The sequence below is a fragment of the Kitasatospora sp. NPDC091335 genome (assembly GCF_044757205.1).
In the GTDB taxonomy this organism is placed as follows: domain Bacteria; phylum Actinomycetota; class Actinomycetes; order Streptomycetales; family Streptomycetaceae; genus Kitasatospora.
Genome location: NZ_JBIVUM010000007.1, coordinates 91,697 through 111,619, shown reverse-complemented (window position 1 = coordinate 111,619; position 19,923 = coordinate 91,697). Strand labels below are relative to the sequence as shown.

6 protein-coding genes (1 of these 6 running past the window's edge) are annotated in these 19,923 nt (G+C 75.6%); 2 read left to right on the top strand and 4 right to left on the bottom strand.

Annotated features, from left to right (window positions below):
- Positions 1-66 precede the first annotated feature (66 nt).
- The 4 genes from ACIQOW_RS17330 to ACIQOW_RS17315 all read right to left on the bottom strand — a co-directional run bounded on the left by ACIQOW_RS17330 (position 67) and on the right by ACIQOW_RS17315 (position 3,706).
- Positions 67-705, bottom strand: coding sequence for a response regulator transcription factor (locus ACIQOW_RS17330; protein WP_188299918.1), 639 nt, complete (start codon positions 703-705; stop codon positions 67-69).
- Positions 702-1,940 (bottom strand): sensor histidine kinase, encoded by a 1,239-nt coding sequence (locus ACIQOW_RS17325; protein ID WP_401085387.1) that lies wholly within the window; start codon positions 1,938-1,940, stop codon positions 702-704. The genes ACIQOW_RS17330 and ACIQOW_RS17325 overlap by 4 nt, the downstream gene beginning before the upstream one ends.
- A gap of 64 nt (positions 1,941-2,004) precedes the next feature.
- On the bottom strand, positions 2,005-2,733 hold the full coding sequence (locus tag ACIQOW_RS17320; protein WP_188299916.1) for an ABC transporter permease: 729 nt from the start codon (positions 2,731-2,733) through the stop codon (positions 2,005-2,007).
- 55 nt (positions 2,734-2,788) lie between these two features.
- Complete coding sequence (locus tag ACIQOW_RS17315; RefSeq protein WP_317620373.1) at positions 2,789-3,706, bottom strand: ABC transporter ATP-binding protein; 918 nt, start codon at positions 3,704-3,706, stop codon at positions 2,789-2,791.
- Between the two features lie 262 nt (positions 3,707-3,968).
- Between ACIQOW_RS17315 and ACIQOW_RS17310 the strand changes: the two genes are divergently transcribed.
- A complete protein-coding gene (locus ACIQOW_RS17310; RefSeq protein ID WP_401085383.1) occupies positions 3,969-5,207 on the top strand; it encodes a cytochrome P450 in 1,239 nt (412 codons plus the stop codon).
- Between the two features lie 352 nt (positions 5,208-5,559).
- Positions 5,560-19,923: the 5' portion of a type I polyketide synthase gene (locus tag ACIQOW_RS17305; RefSeq protein ID WP_401085380.1), read on the top strand. It continues 23,439 nt past the right edge of the window; the window shows 14,364 of its 37,803 coding nt (coding positions 1-14,364); it begins with the start codon at positions 5,560-5,562; its stop codon lies beyond the right edge, outside the window.

Sequence of the window (19,923 nt, the reverse complement as noted above, 5' to 3'; positions counted from 1 at the left end):
GCCCGGACCCGCCGTCACGGCGGGCCCGGGCACCGGGCGTTGCGGCCGGAAGCCGGGCTCAGGGGTTCAGGTCACCAGGCCACGCCGGAACGCCTCGCCGACCGCGCCCGCCCGGTCGCGCACCCCGAGCTTGTCGTAGATCCGCAGCAGGTGGGTCTTGACGCTGGCCTCGGTGATGAACAGCCGGCTCGCGACCTCCTTGTTGGAGGAGCCGTGGGCGACCAGCCGCATCACCTCCAGCTCGCGCGCGCTCAGCATGCCGTTGCTGGGCCGCCGCACCCGGTCCATCAGGCGCTTGGTGATGGTGGGGGAGAGCATCGCCTCGCCCCGCGCCGCCACCCGGGCCGCCCGCAGCAGCTCCTCGGTGGGCGCGTCCTTGAGCAGGTAGCTGGTGGCGCCCGCCTCGATCGCGGGCAGCACGTCGTTGTCGGTGTCGAAGGTGGTCAGCACCAGCACCCGCACCTCGGGCGCGGTCTCGCCGAGCCGGTGGATCGCGGTGACGCCGTCCATCACCGGCATGCGCAGGTCCATCAGCACCAGGTCGGGCTTCAGTTCGGCGACCAGGTCCAGCGCCTCGGCGCCGTTGCCGGCCTCGCCGACCACCTCGAACTCGGGGCTGTTGGTGAACGCGCCGCGCAGGCCGTCCCGGACGATCGGGTGGTCGTCCACGATCAGCAGCCGGACGGGGACAGGCTGTTCGCTCATGACCCGGTGCCCCGGCGGATCGCGGGCACGCTCGCGTTGACGGCGGTTCCGGTGCCCGGAGTGCTCTCCACGGTCAGGGTACCGAGCACCCGGTCGAGCCGTCGGCGCAGGCCGTCCAGCCCGTAGCCGCTGTCGCCGTCGGCGGGCGGCGGCCCGTCCAGGTCGGCCACGGTGAAGCCGACACCGTTGTCGTGAACGTCCAGCATGACCGTGTCCTCCAGGTAGGAAATAGTCAACCTGACCTTACTGGCACGGGCGTGCTTCGCGATGTTGGCGAGGGTCTCCTGGGCGACCCGGAACAGCGCGATCTCGATCTCCGTCAGCAGCGGGACCGGGTCGCCGGTGGCCTCCACCGAGGCCGGGACGTCCTCGCGGGCCGACCAGCGCCGCGCGAGGTCCTGGATGGCGCTCGGCAGGTGCGCGGCCTCCTCCAGCTCCGCCGGGCGCAGCGCGGCCACCGAGCGCCGGGCCGCGGTGAGGCTCTCCCTGGCGAGCATCCGGGCCTGTTCGAGGTGCCACTCGCGCTGCTCGGGCTGCGGCCTGGTCCGGTCGGCGGCCTGGAGCTGGGTGATGATGCCGGCCAGCCCCTGCGCGATGGTGTCGTGGATCTCGTGGGCCATCCGCTGCCGCTCGTCCTGGATGCCCGCCTCCCGGGCCTGGATCAGCAGTTGGGCGTGCAGGCCGTTGTTCTCCGCGATCGCCGCCTTCAGTTCGGCGACCAGCCGGCGGCGTTCCTCGCTGCGCTGGTTGAAGCGGTGCGCCAGGTTGCCGAACACGCCGATCAGGCAGGTCTGGAGGGAGACCGAGGCGGCCGCGATGGCGATCCGCTTGGAGTTGTCCGGTACCCCGCTGGGGACCAGGTTGATGATCAGCGAGGTGGCGCCGACGCTGACCAGGGCCCACTGCGGCGGGAGCAGGTCGTAGGCCTGGACGAACCCGATCACGGCGAACACGAAGAAGATCGGGTGCTGCGTCATCAGCAGGGCGGCCAGCACCTGCTGGCCCGCCACGTAGGTCAGCATCGGGCCGGTGCGGCTCCGCCACTTCCCGGACCGCAGGGTGTACATCGCCAGCGTCCAGGCGGCGGTGACCGCGACCAGCGGGAGGAGGGTGAGGTGGGAGTGGACCGCGCCCTCCTCGGGCGCCAGGGCGGCCAGCACCGTGGCCAGGCTCAGCAGCGCGACGGGCAGGGGGGTGAGGAACCGGCGGTAGCCGATCGGCTCGTCGCTCTTCATGCTGCTCCTCGGCCCCCGCGGTGCCGCGGCCGGACGCCCCGGCCGCGGATGATCCAGACTATTCCTACTCCCAGCGGAAGAGCCGCGCCGCCAGCACGCCGAAGACCAGGCAGTAGGCGGCGAGCACCAACAGCGGTGTGGCTCCCGGCATGTGACCCTTGGCCACGTCCCCGAAGGCCTGAACGGAAGCGCCCAGCGGGGTGTAGTCGCCGATCTTGTTGACGGCTTCGGGCATCTGCTGGCGCGGCACGTAGAGGCCCGCGAAGAACATCAGGGGGAAGAAGAGCATGCTGCCCGCGCCCGTCGCGGCCTTGGTGGTCTTCATCACGGACGCCAGGAAGAGCCCGATGCACAGGACCGCCGCGACCGAGAGGAAGAACGCGAGTGCGAAGGCGGCGGGCTTCTCCGGGAGTTTGACGTCCCACAGCAGCCGGGAGGTGGCCAGCACCAGGATGGTGGTGGCGGTGGAGACGGTGGCCTGGACCACGAGTTGGGCGATCAGCACCCGGGCCGGGCCCACCGGAGTGGTCGAGAGCCGGCGCAGGATGCCCTTCTCCCGGTAGCCGACCAGGTAGGTCGGGGTGATGAAGAGACCGGTCAGCGCGAAGGCCAGCACCACCAGGACGGGGGTGAAGTAGTCGATGCTGCGCTGGCCGAGGTCCGGGTTGATCTCCCGGGAGGAAGGGATGCTGCCGATGATCACCACCAGGGCGACCGGGAAGAGCAGCGTCCAGAAGTAGGCGGCGGGGTCTCGCAGGAAGAGCTTGAACTCCACGGCCGTGAGTCGGTTCATCGCCCGCACGGGGGTCTCCTTACAGGGGGTCTGGTCTTGGTCCGGGGGCGGGGAGTCAGCGCGAGGGGTGGTCGAACCGGCGGCCGGTCAGGGCGAGGAACGCGTCCTCCAGGCTGGCCAGTTCGGCCCGCAGGTCGGCGGCGACGATCTGGTTGCGGGCCAGCGCGGAGGTGACCGCGTACACCAGGTTGCCGGTGCCGGTGACGACGACCTGGGCGCCGTGCCGCTCGACCGACGTCACCTCGGGCAGCGAGGTGAGGATCCAGTCGTCGAGGTGGGAGGTCGGGCGGAAGCGCACCTTCTGCTCGGCGCCGACGCCAGCCACCAGCCCGGCCGGGGTGTCCAGGGCGACGATCTTGCCGCCGTCGATCAGGGCCAGCCGGTCGCAGAGCCGCTCGGCCTCCTCCATGAAGTGGGTGACCAGGAGGACGGTGATGCCGCGCGACCTGACCTGCTCGATCAGCTCCCAGGTGTCCCGCCGGGCCGCCGGGTCCAGACCGGTGGTCAGCTCGTCCAGCACGGCCACCTTCGGGTTGCCGACCAGGGCCAGGGCGATCGACAGCCGCTGCTTCTGACCGCCGGAGAGGCTGGCGAACGGGCTGTCCAGCTTGTCCAGCAGGTTCAGCTCGGCGAGCAGCTCCCGCCAGTCGGCGCTGTCGTCGTAGAAGGAGGCGTACAGCTGCATCGCCTCGGCGACCCGGAGCTTGTCCGGCATCTCGCTCTTCTGGAGCTGCATGCCCAGGATCTGGTGCAGCTTGGAGGCGTCGCGCTGCGGGTCCAGGCCGTACACCGAGATGGTGCCGCCGGTCGGCTTGCGCAGCCCGGCGATGCTCTCGACCGTCGTGCTCTTCCCGGCCCCGTTGGGGCCGAGGATCCCGAAGATCTCCCCCTCCTGCACTTCGAACGAGATTCCGTCCACGACGACCTTCTGGCCGTATTGCATCCGCAGGCTCGACACGACGATCGCTGACACGGTCCTGCCCTCCGTCCTCTAAGGTCCCACCAGTGTCCGGCTCGCACCGTTTCGCGCGGATCGACCCGGCGATATCCGTACGGTGGAACTTCCCGCGATCGAATGGTTGACACCCGGAGTGCTCCGCCCGCCCCCCAGTCGTCGCGACCCGCTCCGGGGGCCCCTATTTCCCCTCCCCGGGCGGCGGTTAGGGGTGTCCGGTACAGGGCGCCCGTGCCTACGCTCGGCCCCAATTCGCGGAGGCTGAAGGGGCACGGGACCGATGGAGTCGAGTGAGCGGCAACTCCGGGCGCAGATGCGCTTCTTCCACGACCTGGTGCGCAAGCTCGCCGCCGACGGCGATCCGTACGCCAAGGTGCTGAGCGCACCGGACAACCCCTACCCGGCGTACGAGGCGATCCGGGCGCGCGGCGTGCTGTACCACAGCCCGCTCAACACCTGGGTCACCGCCGACCACGAGCTCGCCAACCAGGTGCTGCGGGACAAGCGCTTCGGCGTGCGCATGGCGAACGGCGACAAGGTGCCGGAGTTCATGAACTTCGACAACTCCATGCTCGGCCTCGACCCGCCGGACCACACCCGGCTGCGCCGGATGACCGTGCCGACCTTCAACCCGCGCATCGTCGAGCGCTGGCGGGGCCGGGCGGAGGCGATCTGCCACCGGCTGATCGACGACATCCTGGCCAAGGGCGGCCGGTTCGACCTGATGACCTCCTTCGCCCACCACCTGCCGACCGCGGTGATCGGCGACCTGGTCGGCATCCCCGAGGAGGACCGGGAGCGGTTCCACCTGCTCAGCCGCGAGATCACCCCCCTGCTGGACGGCGTGGTCACCTACGAGAAGTCGGTGAGCGTGCACGCGGCGCTCGACGGGATGGCCGAGCTGTTCGGCCGGATCGTCGAGCAGCGCAGGTCCGATCCGCGCGAGGACATGATCAGCCGGATGCTGCCGCTGGTCGACGAGGGCAGCCTGACCATGGCGGAGCTGCTGCCGCTGTGCATGTTCCTGCCGCTGGCCGGCACCGAGACCACCGTCAACCTGATCGGCAACGGCATCCTGGCGCTGCTGCGCCACCCCGAGCAGTGGCGGATGGTGGCCGAGGACCCGGAGCTGGCCCAGGGCGCGGTGAACGAGACGCTGCGCTACGACCCGCCGGTGCAGACCTACCGGCGGATCGCGCACGAGCCGGTCGAGCTGGCCGGCGTCACGCTGGCGGTCGACGACGAACTGGCGATCGTGGCCGCCGGGGCCAACCGGGACCCGAAGGTCTTCCCCGATCCGGAGCGCTTCGACATCACCCGGTCCAGCCGCAACGACACGCTGGCGTTCTCGGCGGGCATCCACTACTGCCTCGGCGCGCCGCTGGCCAAGTTCGAGGCCGAGGTGGCGTACCAGACCCTGATCACCCGGCTGCCCGACCTGCGGCAGGCCGGACCCGTGCGCAGGCGCGGCTCCTTCATCATCCGGGGGCTCCAGGAGTTCCCCCTGTCGGCCGGCTGATCCCGGCGTGGCGCGCGGCCCGGGGACCGGCAGGGGCCAGGCAGGTCCCCGGGCAGCATTCCGGCAGGAACCCGCAGGACAGGGCCCTGGTCCTGCGGGAAACGCCCCGGACCGAACCCCTAACTGTGGGGCCGCGGTCCGGGGACGGCGCCCGCCCCGCTTAGGGGTTGGTGCCGGTGGGTTCGCTCCCTAAGCTCGCGGAGGATGCGCCACCGGGTCGGACGGGAACTCCTCCCGGACAGTCGCGGTGGCCCTGTGTGAAGCACCGAATCCGCCAGGTCGACGCGGTGGACGAACGTCCACCCGTGCATTTCGTACGGCAATTTCCGGCGCATCAAGTGTTGAGGTGGCCATGCCTGAGTTCCCTGCCGATGACGCTGCCATCGCCGTCGTAGGACTCGCCTGCCGACTGCCGGGCGCCACGACACCGCGGGCCTTCTGGAAACTGCTCTGCGACGGCGTGGACGCGATCGGCGAGTTCCCCCTCGACCGCGGCGACCTGCCGGCCGAGGGCGTGCCGCGCCAGGGCGGATTCCTCGACCGGATCGACGGGTTCGACCCCGGCTTCTTCGGCATCTCGCCGCGCGAGGCCACCGCCATGGACCCCCAGCAGCGGCTGATGCTGGAGCTGAGCTGGGAGGCGCTGGAGGACGCCCGGATCGTCCCGGACGCCCTGCGCGGCAGCCGCACCGGCGTCTTCGTCGGCGTGATGGCCTCCGACTACGCCACCCTCGCCCAGCGCGGCGGCGCCGCGGCCATCGGCCCCCACTCGCTGGCCGGCCTGCAACGCGGCCTGATCGCCAACCGGGTCTCCTACGCCGTCGGGCTGCGCGGCCCCAGCATGACCGTCGACGCCGGACAGTCCTCCTCGCTGGTCGCGGTGCACGTGGCCGCCGACAGCCTGCGGCGCGGCGAGGCCACCCTCGCCCTGGCGGGCGGCGTGCACCTGATCGCGGCCCCGGAGAGCACCGTCGGCGCGGCCCGCTTCGGCGCGCTCTCCCCGGACGGTCGCTGCCACACCTTCGACGAGCGAGCCAACGGCTACGTCCGCGGCGAGGGCGGCGTCGTCGTCGCGCTCAAGACCGTCGCCAGGGCCGTCGCCGACGGCGACCGGATCTACGCCGTCATCCGCGGCAGCGCCGTCAACAACGACGGCGGCGGCGACAGCCTCACCACCCCGAGCCGCGACGCCCAGGCCGACGTGCTGAGCGCCGCCTACCGCCGGGCCGGCATCGCCCCCGACGCGGTCCGCTACGTCGAACTGCACGGCACGGGCACCGCCGTGGGCGACCCGATCGAGGCGGCGGCCCTCGGCGCCGTGCTCGGCGCGGGACGCACCCCGGGCACCGCGCTGCGGGTCGGCTCCGCCAAGACCAACATCGGCCACCTGGAAGGCGCCGCCGGCGCCGCCGGCCTGCTCAAGGCCGTGCTGTCGGTGACCCACCGGCAGCTCCCGCCCAGCCTCAACTTCGAGCGCCCCAACCCGCGCATCCCGCTGGACGAACTCGGCCTGCGGGTGCAGACCGCCCTCGAACCCTGGCCCGAGGGCCCGCGGATCGCGGGCGTCAGCTCCTTCGGCATGGGCGGCACCAACTGCCACGTCGTGCTCACCGAGTGGCCGGGCCGGGCGGAGGCCCCGCGCGAGCGGACCGCCGCCGACGACGCACCGGTGCTCTGGCCGCTGTCCGGCCGCACCGAGGACGCGGTGCGCGAGCAGGCCGCCAGGCTGCGCGCCCACCTGGAGGCCGACCCGGCCGCCGACCCGGCCGACATCGGCCACTCCCTGGCCACCACCCGCGCCGCCTTCGCCCGCCGGGCCGTCGTGGTCGGCCGGTCCCGGGACGAACTGCTGCGCGGCCTCGGCTCGCTGGCCGCCGGCGAGCCCGTGCGCGGAGTGGTCTCCGGCGAGACCGACGAGGGCCGGACGGCCTTCCTGTTCACCGGCCAGGGCTCGCAGCGGGCCGGGATGGGGCGCGGGCTGTACGAGGCGTTCCCGGTCTACGCCGAGGCCTTCGACGCGGTCTGCGCGGAGCTGGGTCTCCACCTCGACCGGCCGGTGCGCGAGGTCGTCTTCGAGGGCGTGGACCTGGACCGGACGGTGTGGGCGCAGGCGGGGCTGTTCGCCGTCGAGGTGGCCACCTTCCGGTTGCTGGAATCCTGGGGCGTGGTACCGGAGTTCCTGCTCGGGCACTCGATCGGTGAGATCGCGGCGGCGCACGTCGCGGGGGTGTTCTCGCTGGCCGACGCGTGTGCGCTGGTCGCGGCGCGTGGCCGGCTGATGCAGGCGCTGCCGGAGGGTGGCGCGATGCTCGCCGTGCAGGCGGGCGAGGCCGAGGTGCGTGCGGAGATCGGCGGGCGGCTGGACGTCGCGGCCGTCAACGGGCCTTCCTCGGTGGTGGTTTCGGGCCCCGCCGAGGTGGTGGACGAGTTCGCCGTCCGCTGGAAGGCCGAGGGCCGCAAGACCAGTCGGCTGACCGTCTCGCACGCCTTCCACTCGGCGCTGATGGAGCCGATGCTCGCCGAATTCGCTGCCGTCCTGGAGCAGTTGACCTTCGCCGAGCCGCGCATCCCGATCGTCTCCGATCTGACCGGCGCGATCGCCGAACCCGGGCTGCTCACCACCCCCGACTACTGGGTCCGCCAGGTCCGCGAGGCCGTCCGCTTCGCCGACGGCGTCGAGACGCTCGACGGCCAGGGCGTCACCCGCTTCCTCGAACTCGGCCCGGACGGCGTGCTGTGCGCGATGGCCCGGCAGGCCGGCGCCGAGGGCGCGCTCGCCCCGGCTCTGCGCAAGGACCGCGACGACGCGCAGACCCTGCTCGGCGCCGTGGCCCTGTTGCACACCGTCGGGGTGACGCCCGACTGGGACGCCGTCTTCGCCGGCCACGACCCCCGGCCGGTCGACCTGCCCACCTACGCCTTCCAGCGCCGCCGCTTCTGGCTGGACGCCCCCGCCCGGCCGGCCGCCGGGCCCGTTCCCGCCGCGCAGGCCCCGGCCGTCACACCGGCCGAGCCCGTCACCGAGCCTCTCGCCGAGCGGCAGGACGAGCGGCGGGACGAACAGCGGGACGAACGGGCGCTGCTGCACCAGATCCGCGCCCAGGTCGCCGCCGTCCTCGACTACCAGAGCCCCGGCGACGTCGACGCCCGGCTCACCTTCCGCGACCTCGGCCTCGACTCGCTCACCGCCGTCGAACTGCGCGACCGCCTCGCCGCCGCCACCCGGCTGCGGCTGCCGGACTCCCTGGTCTACGACCACCCGACCCCGCTGCGCCTGGCCGGCCACCTCTCCGGCCTGCTCTACGGCGAGCCCGCCACCGTCACGCCCGGCACCCCCGCCCCCGGCGCCGCGAGCGACGAGCCGATCGCGATCGTCGCCATGAGCTGCCGCTACGCGGGCGGCATCGACACCCCCGAGGCCCTGTGGCAGGCCGTCTTCGAGGGCCGCGACCTGGTCACCGGCTTCCCCGAGGACCGCGGCTGGGACATCGCGGGCGTCTACGCCGACGAGGGCCGCAACCCGACCGGCACGCTCACCCCCGCCGGGGCGTTCCTGACCGACGCGACCCGCTTCGACGCGGCGTTCTTCGGCATCTCCCCGCGCGAGGCCCTCGCCATGGACCCGCAGCAGCGGCTGCTGCTGGAGACGGCCTGGGAGGCCGTCGAGCGCCTCGGCGTCCACCCCGCCGAGCTGCGCGGCAGCCGTACCGGCGTGTTCGTCGGCGCCACCGCCCAGGACTACGGCCCCCGGCTGCACGAGGCCCCGGCCGACCTGGAAGGCCACCTGCTGACCGGCAACACCGCGAGCGTCGCCTCCGGCCGGATCGCCTACGTGCTCGGCCTGGAGGGCCCGGCCGTCACCGTGGACACCGCCTGCTCCTCCTCGCTGGTCGCCCTGCACCTGGCCGCCCAGTCGCTGCGCCTCGGCGAGTGCGCCCTGGCCCTGGCCGGCGGCGCCACCGTGCTGGCCACGCCCGGCATGTTCATCGAGTTCAGCAAGCAGCAGGGCCTGTCGGCCGACGGCCGCTGCAAGGCCTTCGCCGACGGCGCCGACGGCACCGGCTGGGGCGAGGGCGTCGGCCTGCTCGCACTGGAGCGGCTCTCCGACGCCGAGCGGCTGGGCCACCCGGTGCTGGCCGTGATCCGCGGCAGCGCGATCAACCAGGACGGCGCCTCCAACGGCCTGTCCGCGCCCAACGGCCCCTCCCAGGAGCGGGTGATCCGGCAGGCGCTGGCCGGCGCCGGGCTGACCGCCGCCGACGTGGACGCCGTCGAGGCGCACGGCACCGGCACCGCCCTCGGCGACCCGATCGAGGCCGGCGCCCTGCTGGCCACCTACGGGCAGGGCCGCCCCGCCGGGGACCCGCTCTGGCTCGGCTCGGTGAAGACCAACCTCGGGCACACCCAGGCCGCCGCGGGCGTCGCCGGGATCATCAAGATGGTGCAGGCGATGCGGCACGGCACCCTGCCGCGCACCCTGCACGCCGACACCCCCTCCGGCCGGGTGGACTGGAGCGCCGGCGCCGTCCGGCTGCTCACCGAGGCCAGGGACTGGCCGGAGCGCGACCGTCCGCGCCGGGCGGCGGTGTCCTCCTTCGGCATCAGCGGCACCAACGCCCACATGATCGTCGAGAGCGCGCCGCAGGCCGCCCCGGTGCCGGCCCCGGCCGCCGAGACCGGCCCCACCGGGCCGCTGCCGTTCCCGCTGGCCGCCCGCGGCGAGGCCGCGCTGCGCGCCCAGGCCGCCCGCCTCGCCGAGGCCGTCCGCGGCCAGGACGGGCCGAGCCCCGCCCTCGCCGACATCGGCCTGTCGCTGACCGGCCGGGCCGCCTTCGACCAGCGCGCCGTGGTGGTCGCCGCCGACCGCGCCGAACTGCTGGCCGGCCTGGACGCCCTGGCCCAGGAGCTGCCCGCGCCCCACCTGACCACCGGCACCGCCGGCGCCCCCGACGGCCCGGTGTTCGTCTTCCCCGGCCAGGGCTCGCAGTGGGCCGGCATGGCCGCCGGGCTGTACGCCACCTCCGAGGTCTTCCGCGCCGAACTCACCGCCTGCGCCGAGGCCCTCGCCCCGCACACCGACTGGTCGCTGATCGACGTGCTGCACGGCGCCCCCGGCGCCCCCACGCTGGAACGCGTCGACGTGGTGCAGCCCGCGCTGTTCGCCGTGATGGTGTCGCTGGCGAAGCTCTGGCGGCACTGCGGCGTCGTCCCCGCCGCCGTCATCGGCCACTCCCAGGGCGAGATCGCCGCCGCGCACGTCGCCGGCGGCCTCACCCTCGCGGACGCCGCCCGCATCGTCGCGCTGCGCAGCCGCTACCTGCGCGCCATCGCGGGCACCGGCGGCATGGCGTCGATCCCGCTGCCGACCGCCGAGGTCGAGGCACGGATCGCCCGCTTCGACGGCCGGATCGGCGTCGCCGCGCACAACGGCCCCACCGCCACCGTGGTCGCCGGCGAGGGCGACGCCCTCGACGAGCTCATCGAGGAGTGCCAGGCCCAGGACATCCGCGCCCGGCGCGTCCCGGTCGACTACGCCTCGCACTCCCCGGCCGTCGACCCGCTGCGCGAGGAACTGGCCGCCGCCCTCGCCGGCATCGAGCCCCAGGAGGGCCACACCGCCTTCTACTCCACCGTCACCGGCGGCCTGCTGGCGACCACCGGGCTCGACACCGACTACTGGTTCCGCAACCTGCGACAGGTCGTCCGCTTCGAGCCCACCGTGCGCGCGCTGCTCGCGGCCGGCCACCGCACCTTCATCGAGTCCAGCCCCCACCCGGTGCTCACCTTCGGCATCCAGGAGACCCTGGAGGCCGACGGCCGCGGCGGCGCCGTCCTCGGCACCCTGCGCCGCGACCAGGGCGGCCCCGAGCGGTTCCTCGGCGCGCTCGCCGAGGCGTACGTCGGCGGCGTCGAGGTGGACTGGACGCACGGCCTCCCCGGCTCCGCCCGGCGCGTTCCGCTGCCCACTTACCCCTTCCAGCGCGAGCGGTACTGGCTGGCGCCCGGCGCCGGCACGACCGACGCCACCGGCCTCGGCCTCGACCCCGCCGACCACCCGCTGGTCGGCGCCGCGGTCACCCTCGCGGGCGACGACACCCTGGTCCTCACCGGCCGCCTCTCCACCGCCGACCAGCCCTGGCTCGGCGACCACGTCGTCCTCGGCGCCGTCGTGCTGCCCGGCTCCGCGCTCGTCGACCTCGCCCTGCACGCGGGCCTGCGCTGCGGCTTCCCGCAGCTGGAGGACCTCACCCTGCAGAGCCCGCTGATCCTCCCGGCGGACGGCCAGGTCCAGATCCAGGTGGTGCTGCTGCCGCCGGACGGGACGGGCCGCCGCCCGGTCACCGTCCACTCCCGGCCGCGCGCGGCCGCCGAGGACCGCCCCTGGACCTGGCACGCCACCGGCGCGCTGAGCGCCGAGCCGGCCGCCGCGCCCGCACCGCGGGGCGCCTGGCCGCCCGCCGACGCCGTCCCGCTCCCGGTCCAGGACGCCTACCCCGGCCTGGCCGAGCGCGGCTACGCCTACGGCCCGGCCTTCCAGGGCCTGACCGCCGGCTGGCGGCGCGGGGAGGACCTGTTCGCCGAGGTCACCCTCCCCGACACCCTCCCGACCGACGGCTACGGCATCCACCCGGCGCTGCTGGACGCTGCCCTGCACGTGCTGCTGGTCGACGGCGACCCGGCGCGGACCCGGCTCGCCTTCTCCCTCGCCGGCGTACGGCTGCACGCCGCCGGGGCCACCACCGTCCGGGTGCACGCCGCCCCGGCCGGCCCCGACGGCTCCTACACCGTCACGCTGAGCGACCCGGCCGGCGCCCCCGTCCTGGACATCGACGCGCTGGTGCTGCGTCCCGTCGACCCGGAGCAGGCGGCCGCCGCCCCGGGCACCGCCGACCCGCTCCACCGGCTCGACTGGATCGCCGCCCCCGCGACCACCGCGCCCGCGACCGCCGCGCCCGCCGAGTCCGGTCCGACCGCGCCCGCCGACCTCGCGCTCGGCCTGCCCCCGCTGGACGGCGCCCCGGCACCCGCGGCCCTCCTCGTCCCGGTGGCCGGAGACCAGGCCGCCCCCGCCGAGAGCGCCCACACCCTGACCCGGGCCGCCCTCGCGCTGCTCCAGGCCTTCCTCGCCGAGGAGGCCTGGGCGGACACCCGGCTCGTCCTGCTCACCCGCCAGGCCCTCGCGGCCGGCCCGGACGAGGAGGCCCGCGACCTCGCCGCGGCCGCCGTCCTCGGCCTGGCCCGCACCGCCCAGGCCGAGCACCCCGGCCGGATCCTGATCCTCGACCACGACGGCGAGCCCACCGACGAGGCCCTGCGGGCCGCCCTGGCCGGCGACGAGCCGCAGCTCGCGCTGCGGGCCGGCCGCCTGCTGGCGCCCCGGCTGGTGAAGGCAGGGGCCGCCCCGGCCGCCGAGCCCGGCCGCAGGCCGTTCGACCCCGACGGCACCGTCCTGCTGACCGGCGGCACCGGCGCCATCGGCCGCCTGCTGGCCCGCCACCTGGTCACCGCGCACGGCGTCCGCCACCTGCTGCTGGTCGGCCGCCGCGGCCTGCCCGCCGAGGACCTCGCGGAGCTGACCGCCGGACTGGACGCCGAGGTCACCGCCGCCGCCTGCGACGCGGCCGACCCGGACGCCCTGGCCGCCCTGCTGGCCGCCGTCCCCGCCGAGCACCCGCTGACCGCCGTCGTGCACGCCGCCGGCGTCGTCGACGACGCCTCCGTCCAGCGGCTGCGCCCCGAGCAGCTGGACGCGGTGCTGCGCCCCAAGGCCGACGCGGCCTGGAACCTGCACCGGCTCACCCGCGACCTCGACCTGGCCGCCTTCGTCGTCTTCTCCTCACTGGCCAGCACCGTCGGCACCGCGGGCCAGGGCAGCTACGGCGCCGCCAACGCCTTCCTCGACGCCCTCGCCCAGCACCGGCACGCCCTCGGTCTGCCCGCCCAGGCACTGCTCTCCGGCCTCTGGGCGCACGGCGACGGCATGGGCGGCCGGCTCGGCGAGGCCGACCGGGCGCGCCTGGTGCGCGGCGGCCTGGCGCCGATGACCGCCGAACAGGGCCTCGCGCTCTTCGACGCGGCCCTCGCCGACGGCCGTCCGCTGATCGCCCCGGCCCGGATCGCCGTCGCCGAGGCGGCCGGCCGCGCCGAGGCCGTCCCCGCCGTGCTGCGCGGCCTGATCCGCACCCCGCTGCGCCGGGCCTCCGCCGCGGCGGGCGCGAGCGGCCTCGCCGACCGGCTGGCCGCGCTGCCCGCCGCCGACCGCCGCCGCACCCTGCTGGACCTGGTCCGCACCGGCGCCGCGACCGCGCTCGGCCACAGCGACCCGACCGGGATCGCGGTGGACGGCGCGTTCAAGGCCCTCGGCTTCGACTCGCTGATCGCGGTGGAGTTCCGCAACCGGCTGAACGCGGCGGCGGGCCTGCGGCTGCCCACCACCGTCGCCTTCGACCACCCCACGCCGAACGCGCTCGCCGACCACCTGCTCGCCCTGCTGACCTCCGACACCGCCGCCGACCCGGCGCCGACGGCGGCCAGGGCCGCGACCGCCGCCCCCGGCGAGCCGATCGCGATCGTCGCGATGGGCTGCCGTTTCCCCGGCGGCATCGGCTCGCCCGAGGAGCTGTGGCAGGTCGTCGCCGAGGGCGGCGACGTGATCTCCACGCTGCCCACCAACCGCGGCTGGGACCTCGACCGGCTCTTCGACGCCGACCCCGACGAGCCGGGCCGCTCGTACACCCGCGAGGGCGGCTTCCTGCACGACGCGGACCGCTTCGACGCCGCGTTCTTCGGCGTCTCCCCGCGCGAGGCCGCGGCGGCCGACCCGCAGCAGCGGCTGCTGCTGGAGACGGCCTGGGAGGTCGTCGAGCGGGCCGGGATCGACCCGACCGCGCTGCGGCACAGCGCCACCGGCGTGTTCACCGGTGTCGCCACCCAGGAGTACGGCCCGCGGATGGACCACGCCCTGGAGAGCTACGAGGGCTACCGGGTCACCGGCAACGCGGGCAGCGTCGCCTCCGGCCGGGTCGCGTACGCGCTCGGCCTGGAGGGCCCGGCCGTCACCGTGGACACCGCCTGCTCCTCCTCGCTGGTGGCCATGCACCTCGCGGTGCAGGCGCTGCGCTCCGGGGACTGCGACCTGGCGCTGGCCGGCGGCGCCGCCGTGATGTCCACCCCCGGCCTGTTCATCGAGTTCAGCCGGCTGCGCGGACTGTCCCAGGACGGCCGCTGCCGGGCCTTCGGATCGGGCGCGGACGGCTTCGGCCTGGCCGAGGGCGTCGGCCTGGTCATGCTGGAGCGGCTCTCCGACGCCCGGCGCAACGGGCACCAGGTGCTCGCGGTGATCCGCGGCACCGCGATCAACCAGGACGGCGCGTCCAACGGTCTGACGGCGCCCAACGGCCCGTCCCAGGAGCGGGTGATCCGGCAGGCGCTGGCCAACGCGGGGGTCCCGGCCGCCGAGGTCGACGCCGTCGAGGCGCACGGGACGGGCACCACGCTGGGCGACCCGATCGAGGCGCACGCGCTGCTCGCCACCTACGGCCAGGAGCGGGCGGGCGAGCCGCTGTGGCTCGGCTCGGTGAAGTCCAACATCGGGCACACCCAGGCCGCGGCCGGCGTGGCGGGCGTGATCAAGATGGTGCTGGCGATGCGGCACGGACTGCTGCCCGCCACGCTGCACGTGGACGAGCCGTCCGAGCACGTGGAGTGGGCGACGGGCGCCGTGGAGCTGCTGGCCGAGGCGCGTCCCTGGCCCGAGGCGGGGCGCCCGCGCCGGGCGGGCGTCTCCTCGTTCGGCATGAGCGGCACCAACGCCCACCTGATCCTGGAGGCCGCGCCCGCGGCGCGCCCGGTGGAGCCGGCGGCCGTCGAGGGCCCGGTGCCGTGGCTGTTGTCGGGCAAGACGCCGGCCGCGCTGGCCGGGCAGGCCGAGCGGCTGCGGGAGTTCGCGCTGGAGCGTCCGGAGGACGCGGTGGCGGACGTGGCGTCCGCACTGCTGTCCAGGGCCGCTCTGGAGCACCGCGCGGTGGTGCTGGGCGGCGACCGGCAGGCGCTGCTGGACGGGCTGGCCGTGCTCGGCGGCGAGGGTGTGGTGCGGGGCCGGGTGGTTCCCGGTGACGTGGTGTTCGTGTTCCCGGGGCAGGGTTCGCAGTGGGTCGGCATGGCGTGGGAACTCGCCGAGGCCTCACCGGTGTTCGCGGCGCGACTGGCGGAGTGTGAGGCGGCGCTGGCGCCGTACGTGGACTGGTCGCTGACCGGGGTGCTGCGGGAGGCCGCCGAGCTGGAGCGGGTCGACGTCGTCCAGCCGGTGCTGTGGGCCGTCATGGTGTCGCTGGCGGAGGTCTGGCGGGCGCACGGTGTGGAGCCGTCCGCCGTCGTCGGCCACTCCCAGGGCGAGATCGCGGCCGCGGTGGTCGCGGGTGCGCTGTCCGTGGAGGACGGCGCCCGGGTGGTGGCGCTGCGCAGCCAGGCGATCACCGAACTGGCCGGTGGCGGCGGGATGGTGTCCGTCGCGGCGGGCAGCGCGGTGGTCGAGGGGCTGATCGCGTCCTTCGACGGCCGGATCTCGGTGGCGGCCTTCAACGGTCCTTCCTCGACGGTGGTTTCGGGTGAACCGGACGCGCTGGACGAGCTGATGGCGCTCTGCGAGGCCCGTGAGGTGCGAGCCCGTCGGATCCCGGTGGACTACGCCTCGCACTCGGCCCAGGTGGACCGGCTGCGTGAGCGCATCCTGGCGGAGCTGGGCGAGATCGCTCCGGTGACCTCCACCGTGCCGCTGTACTCCACGCTGACCGGTACCCCGATCGACACCGCGCGGATGGGCGCGGAGTACTGGTTCGACAACCTGCGCTCCCCGGTCCGTTTCGAGGAGGCGACCCGGGCGCTGCTGGGCGGCGGCCGGTCGGTGTTCGTGGAGTGCAGTCCGCACCCGGTCCTGACCGTCGGCGTGCAGGAGACCGCCGACGCGGTCGGGACCGAGGCGGCCGTGCTCGGCACGCTGCGGCGTGGACAGGGCGGCCCCGGCCGGCTGCTGACCGCCCTGGCCGAGGCCTGGACGGCCGGTGTGGCCGTCGACTTCACCGCGGTCGTGCCCGCCGGCCGCCGCGTCGAGCTGCCGACGTACGCCTTCCAGCGCGAGCGCTACTGGCTGGAGCAGGCCACCGCGCAGGCCGCCGAGAGCGACCCGGCCGAGGCCCGGTTCTGGGACGCGGTCGAGCGCGAGGACCTGGCCGAACTGTCCGAGGCGCTGCGGCTGGACGACACCCCCGAGCTGCTCGGCTCGGTGCTGCCCGCGCTGGCCGACTGGCGGCGCCGCCGCCGGGACCGCTCGACGCTGGACTCCTGGCGCTACCGGATCGGCTGGAAGCCGGTGGACGGCGCGCGTGGCACGGCCGCCCTGACCGGCACCTGGCTGGTGGTGGCCACCGAGGAGGCCGCCGCCGAGGAGGTCGTCACCGCGATCCGCGCCGCCGGGGCGCAGACCGTCACCCTGGTCGTCGCCGACCCGGCCGTGGACCGGACGGCGCTGGCCGGGGCGCTCCTCGGTGCCGTCCCGCCGGCCGAGCCGCTCGCCGGGGTGGTCTCGCTGGCCGGCCTGGCCGAGGATCCGCTGCCCGGCACCGCGCTGCCCGCGGGCCTGGCCGTCTCGCTGACCCTGGTGCAGGCGCTCGGCGACGCCGGGATCGCCGCCCCGCTGTGGAACCTGACCCGCGGCGCCGTCTCCACCGGCCGCGCCGACCGCCTCGACCACCCGGTGCAGGCCCAGCTCTGGGGCTTCGGCCGGTCGCTGGCGCTGGAGCACCCGGACCGCTGCGGCGGCCTGGTCGACCTGCCGCCGGTGCTCGACGCGCGGGCCGGCCGGCGGCTGGCCGCGGTCCTGTCCGGCGCCATCGGCGAGGACCAGACGGCCGTACGCTCCTCCGGGACCTTCGCGGCCCGGCTGCTGCGCGCCCCCGAACCCGCACCCGCCGGTGAGCCGGGGCGGCTGTCCGGGACCGTCCTGGTCACCGGGGCCGACGGCGCCCTCGGCCGGCAGGCCGCCCGCTGGGCGGCCGGCCGCGGCGCGGAACGCCTGCTGCTGGCCGCCACCGGTCTGGATGGCGAACTCCTGGAGTTCACCGAGGAGTTGACCGAGGCCGGTACTCCGGCCGAGGCCGTCGCGGTGGACCTCGGGGACGGCGCCGCGCTCGCCGCGCTGCTCGCCGAGCACCCCGTCGCCGGCGTGGTCTTCACCGCGGAGACCGGCCCCACCGAGGCCCTGGAGCTGAGCGGCCGGGCCGGTTTCGAAGCCGTCCTCGCCGCCAAGACCGCCGGCGCCGCCCAGCTGCACGCCGCCCTCGCGGACGCGCCGCTGGACGCCTTCGTGCTGTTCTCCTCGATCGCCGGCGTCTGGGGCAGCGGCGGCCAGGCCGCCTACGCGGCCGGCAACGCCTACCTGGACGCCCTGGCCGAGCACCGCGCTTCGCTGGGCCTGCCCGCCACCGCCGTCGCCTGGGGCCCGTGGTCCGGCGGCCCGGACGGCCGCGGCGCGGACTTCCTGAGCCGCCGCGGCATCCCCGCCATGGACCCCCGGCTGGCCCTGGCCGCGCTGGACCGGGCCGTCGACCGGGACGAGACCGCCGTGGTCGTCGCCGACGTCGACTGGCCGGTCTTCACCGCCTCCTTCACCTCCGCCCGGCCCAGCCCGCTGCTCGCCGACCTGCCGGGGCCGCGCACCGCGACGGCCGAGGCCGCGCCCGGCAGCGGCCCGGCGTTCGGCGGCCGGATCGCCGCCCTGTCCGCCGCCGAGCGCGAGCGCGAGACCCTGGCCGTGGTCCGCGCCGAGGTCGCGGCGGTGCTCGGACACGCCGACCCGAGCGGCCTGGAGACCGGCCGCACCTTCAAGGACCTCGGCTTCGACTCGCTGACGGCCGTGGAACTGGGCAAGCGCCTGGCGGCCGGCACCGGCACCCCGGTGCCCGCCACCGCCGTGTTCGACCACCCGACCATCGGCGAGATGACCCGCTTCCTGGTCGGCGGGCTCGACGCGGGACCGGTCGCGACGGCCACCGCCGCCACCGACGAGCCGATCGCGATCATCGGCATGAGCTGCCGCTTCCCCGGCGGCGTCGAGGGCCCCGAGGACCTCTGGCGGCTGGTCGCCGAGGGCGGGGACGCCATCGGCGGCTTCCCCGGCGACCGCGGCTGGGACGTCGAGGGCCTCTACCACCCCGACCCCGACCGCCAGGGCCGCACCTACGTCACCTCCGGCGGCTTCCTCGCCGGGGCGGGCGACTTCGACGCCGCCCTGTTCGGCATCTCCCCGCGCGAGGCCCTCGCGATGGACCCCCAGCAGCGGCTGCTGCTGGAGTCCGCCTGGGAGGCCTTCGAGGACGCCGGGATCGACGCGGCCGGCGTGCGCGGCAGCCAGGGCGGCGTCTTCGTCGGCATGACCTCCTCCGGCTACGGGCAGGGCGCGGCGCTGCCCGACGGCGTCGAGGGCCACGTGCTGACCGGCACCACGACCAGCGTCGCCTCCGGCCGGCTGGCGTACACCTTCGGCCTGGAGGGCCCCGCCGTCACGGTGGACACCGCCTGCTCCTCCTCGCTGGTGGCCCTGCACATGGCCGCCGGGGCGCTGCGCTCCGGCGAGTGCTCCATCGCCCTCGCGGGCGGCGTGACCGTCATGGTGTCGCCCGACTCCTTCATCGAGTTCAGCCGCCAGCGCGGCCTCGCCGTCGACGGCCGCTGCAAGCCGTTCTCGGCGGCGGCGGACGGCACCAGCTGGTCCGAGGGCGTGGGCATGCTGCTCGTCGAGCGGCTCTCCGACGCCCGGCGCCACGGGCACCGGGTGCTGGCCGTGCTGCGCGGCAGCGCGGTCAACCAGGACGGCGCCTCCAACGGCCTCACCGCCCCGAACGGCCCCGCCCAGCAGCGGGTGATCCGCCAGGCGCTGGCCAACGCCCGGCTGGAGGCCGGCGAGGTCGACGCGGTCGAGGCGCACGGCACCGGCACCCGGCTCGGCGACCCGATCGAGGCCCAGGCGCTGCTCGCCACGTACGGTCAGGACCGCCCGGCCGACCGGCCGCTGTGGCTCGGCTCGGTCAAGTCCAACATCGGCCACACCCAGGCCGCCGCCGGTGTCGCCGGCGTGATCAAGATGGTCATGGCGATGCGCCACGGCGAGCTGCCGGGGCTGCTCCACCTGGACGCGGCCTCGCCGCACGTGGACTGGTCGGCCGGCGCCGTCGAACTGCTGGCCGCCGCCCGGCCCTGGCCCGAGCAGGGCCGGCCGCTGCGGGCCGGTGTCTCCTCCTTCGGCGTCAGCGGCACCAACGCCCACGTCATCCTGGAGAGCGCCCCGGCCGGGCAGGCCCCCGCCCCGGACGCGCCGCGGCGGCCCACCGCGCCCGTCGACGGCGTGCCGCTGCCCTGGCTGCTGTCCGCCGCCGACCCGGCGGCGCTGGCCGCCCAGGCCGAGCGGCTGCACGTCTTCGCCGCGGCCGGCACCGACGCCGACCCGGCCGACGTCGCGCTGTCGCTGGCCACCGGCCGGACCGGCCTGGCACGGCGCGCCGTCGTGCTGGCCGCCGACCGCCCCGGCCTGCTGGCCGGCCTCACCGCGCTGGCCGGCGGCGCCGAGGCGCCCGGCGTGCTGCGCGGCGAGACCGCCGACGGCCGCTCGGCGTTCCTGTTCTCCGGCCAGGGCTCCCAGCGCCCCGGCATGGGCCGCGCCCTC